Annotated in this window: 11 protein-coding genes; 6 read left to right on the top strand and 5 right to left on the bottom strand. The window is 58.3% G+C overall.

Going from position 1 to position 14,529, the window contains the following annotated elements; genetic code table 11:
* The 3 genes from D3Y57_RS05240 to D3Y57_RS05230 are packed head-to-tail and all read right to left on the bottom strand — an operon-like array spanning nucleotide 1 to nucleotide 2,986.
* On the bottom strand, nucleotides 1–1,347 hold the full coding sequence (locus D3Y57_RS05240) for a phenylacetate--CoA ligase family protein (RefSeq protein ID WP_239025760.1): 1,347 nt from the start codon (nucleotides 1,345–1,347) through the stop codon (nucleotides 1–3).
* Nucleotides 1,344–1,775, bottom strand: coding sequence for a Zn-ribbon domain-containing OB-fold protein (locus D3Y57_RS05235; RefSeq protein WP_121151960.1), 432 nt, complete (start codon nucleotides 1,773–1,775; stop codon nucleotides 1,344–1,346). The genes D3Y57_RS05240 and D3Y57_RS05235 overlap by 4 nt, the downstream gene beginning before the upstream one ends.
* Entirely contained in the window at nucleotides 1,775–2,986 is a 1,212-nt protein-coding gene (locus D3Y57_RS05230) for a thiolase C-terminal domain-containing protein (protein WP_121151957.1), read from the bottom strand. The genes D3Y57_RS05235 and D3Y57_RS05230 overlap by 1 nt, the downstream gene beginning before the upstream one ends.
* A 239-nt stretch (nucleotides 2,987–3,225) precedes the next feature.
* Between D3Y57_RS05230 and D3Y57_RS05225 the strand changes: the two genes are divergently transcribed.
* The 6 genes from D3Y57_RS05225 to D3Y57_RS05200 all read left to right on the top strand — a co-directional run bounded on the left by D3Y57_RS05225 (nucleotide 3,226) and on the right by D3Y57_RS05200 (nucleotide 11,235).
* Nucleotides 3,226–4,749 (top strand): class I adenylate-forming enzyme family protein, encoded by a 1,524-nt coding sequence (locus tag D3Y57_RS05225; protein ID WP_239025759.1) that lies wholly within the window; start codon nucleotides 3,226–3,228, stop codon nucleotides 4,747–4,749.
* 23 nt (nucleotides 4,750–4,772) lie between these two features.
* Entirely contained in the window at nucleotides 4,773–5,492 is a 720-nt protein-coding gene (locus D3Y57_RS05220) for an enoyl-CoA hydratase/isomerase family protein (RefSeq protein ID WP_239025758.1), read from the top strand.
* Between the two features lie 144 nt (nucleotides 5,493–5,636).
* The gene (locus D3Y57_RS05215; protein WP_121151952.1) at nucleotides 5,637–6,395 is read left to right on the top strand and encodes an SDR family NAD(P)-dependent oxidoreductase; all 759 of its coding nucleotides are present in this window, start codon (nucleotides 5,637–5,639) and stop codon (nucleotides 6,393–6,395) included.
* 135 nt (nucleotides 6,396–6,530) lie between these two features.
* Complete coding sequence (locus D3Y57_RS05210) at nucleotides 6,531–7,640, top strand: amidohydrolase family protein (RefSeq protein WP_121151950.1); 1,110 nt, start codon at nucleotides 6,531–6,533, stop codon at nucleotides 7,638–7,640.
* 402 nt (nucleotides 7,641–8,042) lie between these two features.
* Nucleotides 8,043–10,337 (top strand): TonB-dependent receptor, encoded by a 2,295-nt coding sequence (locus D3Y57_RS05205; RefSeq protein ID WP_162986975.1) that lies wholly within the window; start codon nucleotides 8,043–8,045, stop codon nucleotides 10,335–10,337.
* 199 nt (nucleotides 10,338–10,536) lie between these two features.
* Nucleotides 10,537–11,235, top strand: coding sequence for a FadR/GntR family transcriptional regulator (locus D3Y57_RS05200; RefSeq protein WP_162986974.1), 699 nt, complete (start codon nucleotides 10,537–10,539; stop codon nucleotides 11,233–11,235).
* 6 nt (nucleotides 11,236–11,241) lie between these two features.
* On the opposite strand, the gene D3Y57_RS05195 is transcribed toward D3Y57_RS05200, so the two are convergent.
* Nucleotides 11,242–12,816, bottom strand: a complete 1,575-nt coding sequence (locus tag D3Y57_RS05195; protein ID WP_239025757.1) for an AMP-binding protein — start codon at nucleotides 12,814–12,816, stop codon at nucleotides 11,242–11,244.
* A complete protein-coding gene (locus D3Y57_RS05190) occupies nucleotides 12,813–14,378 on the bottom strand; it encodes an AMP-binding protein (protein WP_239025756.1) in 1,566 nt (521 codons plus the stop codon). Before D3Y57_RS05190 ends, D3Y57_RS05195 begins: the two co-directional genes overlap by 4 nt.
* Between the last annotated feature and the right edge of the window lie 151 nt (nucleotides 14,379–14,529).

Here is a 14,529-nt window from a genome sequence, read left to right as displayed (position 1 = left end):
TCACTGTTTCGTCACCCTCGGGATTTTCTGTGGCGGGCCGAGCTTCAACAACTCTTCGTTCGGCACCAGTTCGACCTCACAAGGCACCTTCAGCGCGGCGGTAACGCTGTCGGTCAGACGTTTGGCGAGGCCCGCCGGATTGCCGGTCGCGGCATCATAACCGACACGCAGGCGCAGCACTTCCATTTCGGCTTGTGGCCGGATGATCTGGAACAGCGCGGCGCGGGTTTCGGGCTGCTGTTCGACGATGCCCTGAATGTCGCGCGGCAGGACCGACACACCCTGAACCAGCGTCTGATCGCCCATACGCCCAAGTGTCCAGAACCGCAGATGAGTGCGGCCGCACGGGCAGGGACTACGGTCGAACTTGACGAGATCGCCGGTGCGAAAACGGATCAGCGGTGCCCATTGATCGGTCAGCGCGGTGACGACAAGCTCGCCGACTTCACCGTCGGCAACTTCATTGCCATTGGCGTCGAGGCATTCCGCAAGCGCAAGGTCTTCCCACCCGTGAAAGCCATTATGCTCACGACATTCCATAGCGCCGGTGACGTCGCCAAAGGTCGTATAGTCGAAAATCTCCAGGCCCCAGCTTTTGGCGAGCGCCTTGAAGCGCGGGCTCATCGGCTCACCACCGAAAACTGCGCCCTTGATCGACTTGAAAACATTACGCGGGTCTTTGGCGGACTTTTCGAAATAAGCCTCCAGCCCCATCATCATCGGCGTGGACAGCATGTAGAGCACCGTCGGGCGATATTGCTCGATCGCGTCAACGATCAGCGGCAGGATCGCGGGATCATGCGGGGCCGTGATGGGCGTGAAACCGGCGTCACCCAGAAAACTGGTGCGCGAGATACCGCCCCGGAACGTGAACATCAGATAAGTAATATAGTCGCCCGGACGTCCGCCGACGTGCCAGAATTCCCGCAGGATTTCGGCCTCGATCGCGCTGCCCTTGCCGTTCGGGACGGGTGTCGGATCGCCAGTTGTGCCCGAAGTAAAGCCAACATGGGGGATTTCGGTGTAATCTGCGATGCGAATACCGCCACAAGGGTCGTCATTTGCGTCCCGAAACGCGCGAATGGCGTCCTTATCGATGAACGGAGCCTTGGCAACATAGTCCGCCAGCGACGTGATCTGCGACGGATGAACCCCCGCCGCATCCCACACCTGACGGATCAGACCCGAACGCTCATAAGCATAGGGCAGCAGGCCAAGTAACCGGAATTGCTGGAGTTCTTTCAGCTTATCACGGGGCAACGTCTCGATCTGCGGATCGAAATAGTCGAGGTTGGCAACCCCCGGCTCGACCGTCACCCCCCGCTCCAACGTCATCGCCCCACTCATGCCCCCGGCCTAAATACCGGCAGCACCCAATCGCCCTCGATCGGGTTCCAATCCACGGTCAATTTCATGCCGATTTTCACATCGTCCGCATCGATACCGGTCAGGTTGCTGACCAGCCGCGTCCCCGGCGCACCATCGAGATCGACGACGACAGGCACATAAACATACGGCTCACCGGTCTTTGGGTCCTTGGTGCAGATCGCATAGCTGAACAGCGTTCCAGTGCCCGGCAGTGTCGGCCATTTTTTTTCGGTCGACTGGCATTCGGGGCAATAGGCCGTCGGCGGCATACGGAAATGCCCGCAGTTGCCGCATTGGCACGCCGTCAGGCGATGCTCCTTGGCGGCTTCCCAAAAGGGTTCGGTGTCGGGATTGGTCGTTATCTGTATGCCCGTGCCGGGCAATGCGCGTGCGGCGCCGTAAACCATCAGGCCCTCCTCAAAATCAGGCCGCTGACCGGCAAGCTCGCCGGACCACCGGTTGCCAGCGCCAGTTCGGCGTTTTCCACTTGGTTGATCGCAGTGCCGCGTACCTGTTCGACTGCCTCTACGACATGAGTCATGCCAATAATGTAGCACTCGTTCAGGTTGCCGCCATGGGTATTCACGGGAACACCGCCACCCTTTTTACCGGGGCCATCGTAACGGATATTGCCACCCAGCACATAATCGTTGCCTTCGCCCTTTTTACAGAAACCGTAATCCTCGAGCTGCATGAGCACCATCGCGGAGAAATGGTCGTAGAGCAGCGCTACATCCATATCCTTGGCGGTAAGTCCGGTCTGCTCCCATAGCCGGTTGGCAACGAATTCATGACCTGAGGATGCGAAGTCCGGATCGGGCATTCCCATCCAGGCAAAGGCGCGGCCCCATTCGCGTGATCCCCCATGCGCGACGGCGTGGATCAGCGCAGGCGGCTGCTTGCAGTCTTTCGCCCGCTCGGTCGTGGTCGTGATGACGGCCACCGCACCGTCGGTTTCCAGGCAGAAGTCCAGTCGGCAGAGTGGGTCCGCCAGCATCGGCGAGTTCCAGTACTCCTCATCCGTCAGCGGATTCTTGCGGATCGCCTTGGGCCGGTTGTGGGTATTCGCCCGCGTCGCCTGGACGATTTCCTTAAAGGCGTCACGGGTGGTGCCGTACAAATGCATGTGACGGCGTGCGAGTACCGACATCAGGTGGCCGGGACCGACAAGCCCCGATGGCTGGAGAAAACTGTTTTCCGCATTGGGAGCAGATGCGCCGAACACGACGCCCAGACGATGCTGAGGCAGTTGCTGAAGCGCCATCACCGTAACGACGTACTTGCAGTCTTCGTTCATCAGGCCCGCAACGGCGAGTCCGGGTGCACCGGCACAACCGCCGCCGCCGCTGGTAAGCGTGGCTGAGAAACTGACATTCGGGATGCCGAGCGTTTCCATCAGGCTCGCGGTATCGAATTTGTCGAGATAACCCGCGCCCGCGGTCGAATAATAGGCAAAGCCGTCGATCTGTTTGACCGAGATGCCTGCATCGGCACACGCTTTAAGAATCGCGTCGCCAGCCATATCGTTGATCGTACGCGGCCAGCTCTTGCCCCGAACGTAATAGTCGGTCGCACCGACTCCGACGATCGCGCATTTATCTTGATTGACCCAAGTCACCCTCGCTCCTTCACATTCCGACGCAGAACCATGTTTGGCCTAAAAAAGACATTGGCGAAAGGGGTACCTATTGTCACGCCTAAAATGCTTCACCACGGAAACTAGGTAATATAGGTGCGGCGATTTGGAGTCCAATCGGATGAAATGCAAGCGTCCGCACGAGCCAGGGTGATCATGGTTGTCCAATCGGAGTGTAAATGGAATATGGGCGAGCGAAATCAAGCAACAGGAGAGCGCGCGTGACAAATGTACGCGCACTGATCGACGCGGTCATAAGGATCGATTCGTCGGCGGATGCCATTGAATGGGAAGGGCGCTGGCTGGATTGGGGCGACCTGTCCGAACGCGTCGATACGTTGCGCGCGCTTTATGCCGAGATGCAACTCCCCACGGGAGCGCGTATCGGTGTCATGCTGCGCAACCGCCTTCCACAACTTTGCGCGCTTTATTCGGTTTTGATCGCCGATGCCTGTCTGGTGACGGTCAATCCCCTATACCCCGATATCGCCGTTTCGGACGATCTACGCACGCTGGCGTTGCCGTTGGTAATTGCGGAGCAGGCCGATCTCGACCGTCCCGGCGTGATGGAGGCGCTGGCCGAAACCGGTACCGCGATCATCGCGCTTCCCGAAAGCTGGTCGGGCACGGCACGCATCCTGCGGTCGCGCACGCCGATGGCAACACAGCGCGAAGCGAGCGCCGACGTGATTATCGAAATGCTGACGAGCGGCACGACCGGCAAGCCGAAGCGTGTGGCCCTGACCCGTAATGCGTTTCAGCACAGCTTTGATTCCGCGCTCCGATACGAGGCAAATCGCAATGGTGAGATCGTGCCGCAACTGCGATCCGGCGTACAGATACTGATCGCACCGCTGACGCATATCGGCGGCGTCTGGGGCGCGATCAATGGCATTGCCAGCGGTCGGCGGACCGTGCTGCTGGAGAAATTCCGGGTCGAGCCGTGGCGACAAGCGGTGGCGAAATATCGGCCGATTGTCGCTGGCGCGACCTCTGCGGGGCTGCGCATGATCCTCGATGCCGAAGTGCCGAAGGAGGATCTGGCGAGCCTGCGCGTGCTGACCGCAGGCGCAGCCCCGGTTGAACCCGATGTGATCGACGCATTCTGGGAGCGTTACGGTATTCCAGTGCTCGCCAATTACGGAGCCACCGAATTTGCCGGGCCAGTTGCAGGGTGGTCGCTGCCCGATTTCAAGGCACACTATGCGGACAAGCGTGGCGCTGCGGGCCGATTACACCGCGACGTCGAGGGCAGGGTGGTCGACCCCCAAACGGACGCGATCCTGCCGCCGATGACCGAAGGGGTGCTGGAGCTGAAATCGCCGCAGCTTCCCGATCCCGACAACTGGCTGCGCACGACCGACAAGGCAAAAATCGACACCGATAATTTCCTGTGGATCACGGGCCGCGCCGACAGTGCGATCATTCGCGGTGGTTTCAAGGTGCAACCCGACGATGTCGTCCGAGCGCTCGAAAGTCATCCGGCAATCCGAGAGGCTGTCGTGGTCGCAATTCCCGATGCGCGGCTTGGGCAGGTTCCCGGTGCGGCGATCATCCTGCGGGCAAGGGCAAAGGCTCCGACCGAGGCCGATCTGATTGCCTATCTGCGCGATCGGTTACTTCCCTATCAGGTGCCGGTGGTGTTTCGGATCGTCGATGACGTGCCACGCAGTGCGTCGCTTAAACCGATCCTGCCCGACGTTGCCGCGCTACTTGTTGCGCTTGCGAAGCGCCCGAACCAATGAGCCAAGACAGCGGCGGAGGAAAAATGACCTATCAGACGTTGCAGTACGAAGAACGCGGCCAAGTCGCGGTCATTACATATGACCGGCAAGAACGGCGTAACGCCTGGAATGCGCCAATGTACCGAGAGATTGTTGCCGCTATCGAGCGCGCCAATGCAAACGATGGGGTCGGCGCGATCGTGCTCACTAACGCCGGGCCGATTTTCTGCTCGGGCGCAGATTTCAGGGCCGATCCGGAACCACGCGATCCGATAACGGGCCATCGCCCCAACATTGCGACCATTTCGATGGCGCAGGACACCAGTTGGCTGCACCTGATCGCCCGATCCAAGCCGACCATTGCCGCGATTGCCGGTGCTGCGATAGGTCTGGGCGCGACCCAAATCCTGCCGCTCGACATCAGGATCGCGGCGGAAAGTTCCAGTTTTTCCTTTCCGTTTCTCTCGCTTGGCACATTGCCCGAGCTGGGTGCTACAGCGCTGCTCGCACGTCTTGTCGGTTATGGCCGCGCGGTCGATATCTGTTTGTCTTCCGCAAAGATTTCCGCGGTCGAGGCGCGGGAGATCGGGCTGGTCACGCGCGTCGTGCCCGATAACGGCCTGCTCGATGCGGCACTTGAACTGGGTAAAAAACTCGCCGCTGTTCCTGTCCTGCAGATGCAACTGACACGTGCTTTGTTGCTGGGCAATGCGGGGAGCATGATCCCAACATCATCCTTGCGCGCGAAACCGAAGCCTTTGTGACGATGTTCAGGGCATCGCGTGAAAAGCCATCGGGCGGGCAGATGTAAATAGCGGTTGACATGCTGCCCGGGAGCATAGAATTTGTGGCTTTCAGATCGAGCACGATGGCCCCGTCAAGAGCGGCGTCACGTCTTTTAGGAGAGCATGATGTCGGAATTTCAGGGTAAAGTCGCGATCGTCACCGGTGGCGCACAGGGCATGGGCCGCGAATATGTGCGGTTACTGGCAGAAGCTGGCGCCAGCGTCGTCATCGCCGACGTCAATCAGGCCGTGGCCGAGGCGACGATTGCCGAGATTGGTGCTGGTGACCGGGTTGCTTTCGTTTCGACCGATGTCGGTTCGACGGACGCCTGCAACGCTTGTGCAAAGGCTGCTGTCGATCGGTTCGGCGGGATTGATTACCTCGTCAACAATGCGGGGTTGCTGAGTGCAGCAGCGCATCGGTCGCTGGTCGACATTGATCTGGAAGTTTATCACAAGATCCTCGCGGTGATGAGCCACGGCATGTTGTACATGGCACGTGCGGTCGTACCGGCGATGCGCGCGCGTGGTGGCGGCGCGATCGTTAACATGTCTTCGATCGGGGCTTATCAGGCGAGTGGGATCTATTCGCTTTCCAAGGTTTTCGTGAATGGCCTGACGATCAACCTCGCTCATGAACTTGCGGGCCAGAACATCCGCGTCAATGCCATCGCGCCGGGGACTGTTGCAACCGAAGGGATGCAGCCGCTGATGTCCGTCGAACAGATGGCACAGTGGGGCGCTGCCAGCGGCCGCCCGACCGATCGCGTCGCGCATCCATCGGAAATTGCAAAGGTCGGGCTGTTCCTGCTGTCCGATGCCGCAAGCTATGTTCGTGGACAGATTGTGGCGGTCGACGACGGCCAGCAAATCCGCCTCTGAGGTCGTTAGATACGCGGCCTATTGCCTGTGCTTTTACAAAGGGGTATCTATTCGGGTGAGTCGCTTCTGCCCTGCGCCGTCGCGGCCTTGAGCTAGCATCGTCGCGTAAGCGACACGCCAGAGGAGAGATGACCCGTGAAACCCTTTATTTTCAGCGCAGACAGCCATGTTCGCGAACCCAACAGCCTGTTCCTTGACGGCCTGCCCGCGTCGCTGAAGCGACATGCGGTTCGCGTCGTCAAGGAAGAGGACACGATGATTACCCGGACGGATGACAAGGTCATCTTTCGTCTGCGACTTGCCAAAAATCCCGACTTCGGCGGCACGACCCGCCTTGGCATCCACAATCTGGAAGGCCGATTGGTGGACATGGAAAAGGACGGCATCGATGCCGAGATCGCCTTTCCAAGTCTTGGCCTGTGGCTGTACGCAATCGACGATGCCGAAGCCGAGCTTGCGCAGTGCGAGATCTACAACAACTGGAACAATGAATATTTCAGCGGACGGCTCGATACCTTCGTCCGGTGTGGCGTGCTGCCCGTTCGTGACCTCAATGGTACGCTGGTCGAATTGAAACGGATCGCCAAGTTGGGCTTTACCGCCGCGATGCTGCCTTCAATCACACCTGTTGGCATTCCCAAATATAACGACGTGGCGTGGGATCCTGTTTTCAATCTGGCGGGTGAGCTGGGCATCGTACTGGTTCTCCACACCGGCACCGGTGCGGAAACCGTGATCGGCGAGCGTGGCCCCGGTGCTGCGGTCATCAACTATTCGACGCAGATGTCGGACGGTATCACGGCAATCATGTATATGGTTGCCGGCGGCCTGCTCGATCGCAATCCCAAAGCGAAGGTCGCTGTGATCGAGTGCGGCGCAAGCTGGCTCGCCGCGATCGCCGAACGGATGGACGAAGTTTATATCGCGCACGATATCTTCGTACGCCCCAAATTGTCGATGATGCCCAGTGAAATCATCCGGCGTCAGGTGACCTGTTCATTCCAGCATGATCGTGCCTGCATTATATCGCGCGCGGTGACGGGAACGCAGTCGATTATGTTTGCATCCGATTATCCGCATGCAGAGGGCACGTTCCCGCACACGCAGGATGTGATTGGTAAGCTATTCGAGGGCATCGACATTACCGACGACGAAAAGCTCGACATTCTGGGCCGCAATGCCGCGCGCTTGTTCAAGTTCGAGCATCCTCTGATGGTGGTTCCGGCCGAAAGGGTTGCTGCCTGATTTAACGGCCCACCCGGCCGCATTAAGGCCGGGTGGTAAACCATCGGGACCACTCACGTATTGAACTCCTATGGTTTGTTTGGCTCACCGGCTCGGGCTGGTGGGACGGTGTATTTCCGTGAATTAGTCCGGCCGACATGGCAATGATCCCGTAGAGGGAAAGCAACTCTTTAAACCTCTCAAATAGGTAACTAGTGGTTTACTCGGTGATCTTTTTATGCGTTTCCAGGAGGAATATCCCTCGGAAAACAGCTATAAAGGCGCTCTATCAACTTCACTGATGAAGTATCAGTTATTAAGCGATATTCGAATAGATATCTCTTACTTGCGCGATTTCAGGTATGACGTTATTTGACCCGCTACCGCCCAATTCAGAGGTCGGTAGCTTGGGGGATGTCAATTATGACCATGAAATCCATTTCGATTCGAGAAACTTCGCTGGGCTTGCGTTGCGGGATGCTTGCCACTGTTGCAATTATCGGCCTGATTCCTTGCGCCGCATATGCACAGGCTGCCGAAATAACTGCCGAGGACTCCAATCAGGGACTCGACGACATTATCGTTACCGCGCGTAAGACTGCCGAAAACCAGCAGAATGTTCCAATCGCAATTACTGCGTTTTCGGGACAGACGCTGGTCAATCAGAATGCGACCCGTATCTCTGACATTGCTCGCGTAACGCCAAGTCTCACGGCTCATGAATCGGCTTCGTCGCCTGGCAGTTTGGTGATGACATTGCGTGGCCAGGTGCAAACCGACATTCTTGCAACACTCGATCCTTCGGTCGGTACCTATGTCGATGGTCTGTATTGGGCACGGGCCTATGGCATCAACGCAGATTTGCTCGATGTCAGCAGCATGCAAGTGTTAAAGGGGCCACAGGGTACTCTGTTCGGTCGCAACACGACAGGCGGTGCGATCCTTCTTGAAACCAACGCGCCTAAACTCGGTCAGTTCAGCGGAATGGTGCAGGGCACCTATGGCCGCTTCAACGAAATCGACGGTACCGCAATCCTGAATGTACCACTGGGCGAAAAAGCTGCGCTTCGAGGCGCGTTTGTGATGAACACGCGCGATCCCTACACACATGACACCGCCAATAACCGTGGCTATGATGAAAAGAACAGCTGGACCGGTCGGGTAAAACTGCTGATCGCTCCGAATGACAGCTTCACCGCGCTCCTGTCATACGAGCATTACAATCTCGACGTCGCTAACACGAGCCGCCGGCTGTTTTTCGTTCAGCCCGGCAGTTCGGCCGCGATTACGGCGGGAGGACTGCCTGCTGCCAACGCGTATATTGCAACGCTCGCAAATGATCCCAACGCAGTTCAAATGAACGTCGATCCGCGTGTCAAGAACAAGACCAATACATATCTGCTCACTCTGGCGCAGGATACCAACTTCGGTGCGGTCAAGCTGATATCGGGCTATCGCACGGTGGACGCGCTGACACGGCTCGATCTGGACGGTTCGCCGATCCCGATTCATACGACCACCGGATCACAGAACCTGCATCAATTCTCAAGCGAATTGCAGGTCACTGGCAAGATGCTCGATGACACGCTCGATTTCGCGGCAGGTGCCCTGTATTTCGACGAAGGCGGGGTCGATAAGTCAGCGTCAATTACGATTCCGACCCTCAATCCGCGTACCACTTTGTTCCGTGGCGACATCAAGAACCATAGCCTTGGTGCCTATACGCAGGCGAGCTATCACATCACCAAAGCCCTGACCTTCACCGGCGGCGTGCGTTATTCACGCGATGTAAAAGGTCTGACGATCAACAACACGACGTTGATGCGCTCTACGGGTGTCGTCGGCTGCCAGATCCTGACTCTCACGGCTCCCAATTGCGAGTTGTCGCGCTCTGATGCGTTCAGCGGTTGGTCCTACACCGCAGGTCTCGATTATAAGATCACCCCCGACATTCTCGCCTATGCAAAGACGAGCAAGGGTTTTCGGTCGGGCGGTCAGAATCTCCGTGCAAGCGGAACCGCTGCGTTTATCCCGTTCAAACCGGAAATCGCCTATGCGCAGGAAGCGGGAATAAAAAGCGAGTTCCTGCAAAAGCGCGTGCGTTTCAACCTGTCGGGTTATTACACGACGGTGAAAGATATTCAGCGCACCACTCTGCAAAACGTGGCTCCGGGTGTTACCGCATCGATACTGTCAAACGCGGGTAAGGCTCGTTTCTACGGACTTGAGGCTGAATTGACCGCGCGGCTTTTCCAGGGCTTCACTGCTGGAGCAACAGGAACGCTTACTCGTCCGAAATATTTGCAGTACAGCGATCTCAACGGGGATCGTCGTCAGGAGCGTTTCGATAGCGTGTCGCGCGAACAGTTCAGCCTGTCGGGCGACTATGAACATCAGTTCGACTCTGCCCGTCTCCATCTCCACACCGATTATTCGTGGCAGGGCAAACAGGCCGTACAACCTTATAACAATCCGGCGGATCCAAATAATGCCATCATCATTGCGGGTACGACTGCTCCTGCGTCGGGCATTCTTAGCGCACGCGCGGCGGTATCGTTCAGCGACGATGCCTATGAAGTTGCAGTGTTCGGCCGGAACATCACCAATAATCGTGCAGTAATTGCTGCGCTTTATGTGCCGGGCATCACATATGTTTCCACTCAGATCCGCGAACCGGTGACGTACGGCATTACGCTGACCGCTCGCTTCGGTAAATAATCCGGCGAATGAGCAGGCCGATGGAGGAGAAAACCTTCTCCATCGGCCTTGCCAAGCCCGTGCCCAATTGCGATGTCGGCCTCAATCGCAGGACTAGGACCAGACGGGCATGATCAATCAGGATGACCATCGGACGGGGCAGCAATCTGTGATTGCACCAATGTCGATGGTTGCGAATACCGCAGTCCGGCTCACTAAAATGAGTATTGCAGCGGGAGACGGGGACTATCTTGGTGCCGAGGCCGATCTCCTCAAGATACTCGGGGTCAGCCGCCCAACGCTGCGTCAGGCAGCCAAGGTTGTCGAAAACGATCGATTATTGTCAGTCCGGCGCGGTGCGGGCGGTGGGTTTTATGCGGCACGTCCCAGTGCACGAGACGCGATACAGGCGCCAGCACTGTGGCTCAAACTGCAATCGGCAACGCTTGAGCAAATCCATGACGCAAGTCGTCTGATCTATCCGCAGGCCGCCACGTTGGCGGCATCGTGCGAAGACCCCGCACTCATCGCCGAATTGCAGGCATTCCGGGCGGATCTGGAAACACGGCGTCCGGGAGAAGAGCCGGCGAGCGAGACGGTTGCTTCGGAAGTTCGTCTGAACGATCTGATCGCGCGCATGACCGGCGACCCTGTACTTTTGCTGTTTATGGGGATCAGCTATTCTTTCGGTCAGCTCGATCGCCGCATAAACCTTTACCGCAAAGAGATCGCCCGGCGGCTACTGTGGCTCGAGATTCAGCGACGACTGTGTGATGCTATCCTTGCCGGTGATGCGGTATTGGCGCGAAAAATCAGTATCAAACGCGGTGAGACTGTGAGCGAGTGGATTCACGCCGCGACCGAAGCCGCTAAGTCGGAACAGCGGCGTCCTGTTCGCCGAACTGCGGCGACGGGATAGTCATCGCTACCCAACGAGCCGTTCCTGTCCTTGCCAGCTCATAGCTCGGATTGCTTTACGATCGAGCTTCCCAACAGCGGTATGCGGAAGGCTCTCGACAAATTCGATAATTTTCGGCGCATAATGCACGCCCTTCGCCGTGCGAACAGCGGTTACCAGTTCCTCACCACTGACCATCGCACCTGACTTCAACACCACAACTGCTTTCACGGCCTCACCCCATTTGTCATCGGGGACACCAACCACGGCGCACATCGCGACGGCGGGATGCTGGGCCAGGCAGTCCTCGATCTCACGCGGGTACACATTGAAGCCGCCGGTGATAATCATGTCCTTGCTGCGATCGACGATGTGCAGATACCCGTCGGCATCCCGCCGTGCGATATCGCCGGTGCGCAACCAGCCATCGCGAAATGCTGCGGCGCTTTCTTCGGGACGGCTCCAGTAACCTTCCATGATCGTTGGTCCGCGAAAGCAGATTTCGCCGGGCTCGTCCTGGTCCGCATCGCGACCGTCCGGCGTAATCAGGCGCACCTGATTGCATGGCACCGGCAACCCGCACGAACCAAGCCTGCCAGCGATCAGATGATCGGCTTTGGCGAGATAGGAGATTGTTTGCGGCGCTTCCGACTGCCCATAAAGCTGACACAGGATTGGCCCGAAAACCTTGATCGCCTGTTCCAGTCGCGCGGGCGATGCGGGTGCCGCGCCATAGATCAGCATTTCCAAACTCGACAGGTCGGCATCGGCGATGCCGGGATAATCGAGCAGCGCGTACAGCATCGTCGGCACCATAAACGTCGCGGTGATCCGTTCGCGGGCGATGGTTGCAAGGTATTCCGCCGGGTCGAACCCTTTCAGGAAGACGAACGTGCCGCCCTTGACCAGCGTCGGCGTCATCATTGCACCCGCCGCGTGGCTGAGCGGTGTGGCGACAAGGAAGCGTACATCCTGCGGCCATTCCCAGAAAGCCAGTTCCTGCGTCATCATCGCGACCGTCGAGCGATGACGATGGACCACGCCCTTTGGCCGCCCGGTCGTTCCACCGGTATAATTCAGACTGGTGATGTCCTCCGGCTGCGCCTCGATCGGTACGTCGCTGCCGTCGAAGGAAGCCGCGCCTGCCACCAGATCGTCACCGAAGTCGCTCGGCCCGAATGTCAGGACGCGCTTCAGCCCCATCCGAGCCTTTAGCGTCCGACCCCGTACCGCATGAGCATCGGCATCGACCATTAGGGTCGTGATCCCGGCATCTTCGATCACAAAAGCATGATCGTCCTCCGATCCCATTGGGTGCAACGGCGTGTAGCGCAGTCCCAGAATCTGAACCGCCTGCGTCGCGGCAATGACGGCCGACGTGTTCCCCGATAGCAATGCAACAGCATCGCCCCGCTTCAGCCCGCAGTTCCTGAAATAGCGCGCAAACCGGTTTGCCTCCGCGCCCAATTCGGCATAGGTCCAGCGCACGCCGCCCCCGACCAGCGCTTCGCGATCGGGCCAGCGTCGCATGGCCGTGCGTATGAATCCCGCAAGTGTCGATCCGTGTGTCATCTCTGGCGTCAGCATATTGGCCTCGCTCATACGGCCGACTCTGGCGTTGTGGACGCCATGATCTGGTTCGGACCATCGCCCCAATAGCGTTTGCGCAGCTCTCGCTTCAACAGCTTGCCAGTCGGCAGGCGCGGGATCACATCGGTGAAATCCACTGTCTTGGGACATTTGAATTTCGACAACCGGGCACGACAATATTCGATCAGTTCGTCTGCCAGCGCATTGTCGGCCACGACGCCGGGCATCAGCTCGACCACCGCCTTCACAGCTTCACCGAATTCCTTATCAGGTATGCCGATCACGGCCACGTCGCGGATCGCGGGATGGAGTGTCAGCACCGCCTCGGCTTCTTGCGGATAAATATTTACGCCGCCCGAAATGATCATGTTGCTCGACCGGTCGGCGAGGAACAAATAGCCATCCTCGTCCATCCAGCCCATATCGCCGGGACGCGACCAGCCCCGCGCGTCAAAGAACTCAGCGGTCTTGCCGGGCTCCTTGTGATATTCGAAGCGCTCGGGGTTTTCGAACATCAAATGGCCGACTTCGCCACGCGGCAGTTCATTGCCAGCGTCGTCGATTACATGGATTGGCCCCGTAACCGAACGTCCCACGGTGCCTTTGCGCGCCACCCACTCCTCGGGCCGGATGATGGTAAAGCCACCGCCTTCGCTCAACCCGTAGAATTCGTAGATCACCGGCCCGAACCATTCGAGCATCTTTTCCTTGACGTCGACAGGACAGGGGGCCGCCGCGTGCACGACCATGCGCAAGCTGGAAACGTCGTATTTCGCCCGCACCTCTTCGGGCAGTTGCAGCATCCTGACGAAATGCGTCGGCACGAACTGGGCATTGGTAACCCGGTAACGTTCGATATGCGCCAGCGTCGCCTCAGCGTCGAACCTGTGAGGCACGATCGTGGTCCCGCCCAGCACTTGCGAACCGATCGACCATGCAAGCGGCGCGGCGTGATATAGCGGAGCGGGGGAGTAAAATACGGCGTTATCGTCGAACTGGAAAAGCCCTGCCATCATCGTTTCGATGCGCGATTGCGTATTGAATGATTCTCCGGACAGGGAGCGCAAAATCCCCTTGGGCTGGCCCGTCGTTCCCGAGGAATAGAACATATAACTGCCTTCGGTTTCGATCCCGAACGGTTCAATCGGCTCAGCAGCGATCGCCGCATCGACGCTGGAAAACGATCCGAACGCGTCGCCCGATGTCAGCAGAACCTTCAATTCAGGGATCGCCTTCGCGATTTCGAGAGCGAGTTCGGACATGCCGGGCGACACAATCAGCGCCTCGGCGTCGCTGTTTGTCACGATATAAATGGCCTCGTCGCGGCTCAAATGCCAATTCACCGGCACCAGTCGAAGCGCCGACCTTCGACACGCCCACGCCGCGACATAAACGGCGGGAGTGTTTTCCATCAGCAGGGCAACGCGCGCGCCCTCATCCAATGATCGACGCAATACGCGCGAAAGGCGCATCGATTCCTCGTTCAGTCGCCGGAAATCAGTAGCTTCCCCGCTCTCGGCGGCGATCAAGGCAGGCTTATCCGGCGTGTTCCGAGCGAAGGTTAGAAGCGACACCGATTGGCTCTCCGTTTATATTGGCCGATATTCTCGACCTGTTATCATACCCGCCAGTCGGATGCGCGAATAGGCGACTCAGACAAGGGAGCCTGACTTATATAGCTAAGTCCAACAGGTGCGCCCTTACGTCAATGGACGGGAACTGGCG

Origin of the sequence: Sphingomonas paeninsulae (genome assembly GCF_003660165.1) — a bacterium.
GTDB classification, from domain to species: Bacteria; Pseudomonadota; Alphaproteobacteria; order Sphingomonadales; family Sphingomonadaceae; genus Sphingomonas_O; species Sphingomonas_O paeninsulae.
This window is presented reverse-complemented; position numbering and strand designations above follow the sequence as displayed.

What these genes read in the sequence shown, in the direction of transcription:
- D3Y57_RS05240 (WP_239025760.1), bottom strand. Translation starts at nt 1,347, where the DNA reads ATGAGTGGGGCGATGACGTTGGAGCGGGGGGTGACGGTCGAGCCGGGG.
- D3Y57_RS05235 (WP_121151960.1), bottom strand. Translation starts at nt 1,775, where the DNA reads ATGGTTTACGGCGCCGCACGCGCATTGCCCGGCACGGGCATACAGATA.
- D3Y57_RS05220 (WP_239025758.1), top strand. Translation starts at nt 4,773, where the DNA reads ATGACCTATCAGACGTTGCAGTACGAAGAACGCGGCCAAGTCGCGGTC.
- D3Y57_RS05215 (WP_121151952.1), top strand. Translation starts at nt 5,637, where the DNA reads ATGATGTCGGAATTTCAGGGTAAAGTCGCGATCGTCACCGGTGGCGCA.
- D3Y57_RS05205 (WP_162986975.1), top strand. Translation starts at nt 8,043, where the DNA reads ATGACCATGAAATCCATTTCGATTCGAGAAACTTCGCTGGGCTTGCGT.
- D3Y57_RS05200 (WP_162986974.1), top strand. Translation starts at nt 10,537, where the DNA reads ATGAGTATTGCAGCGGGAGACGGGGACTATCTTGGTGCCGAGGCCGAT.
- D3Y57_RS05195 (WP_239025757.1), bottom strand. Translation starts at nt 12,816, where the DNA reads ATGAGCGAGGCCAATATGCTGACGCCAGAGATGACACACGGATCGACA.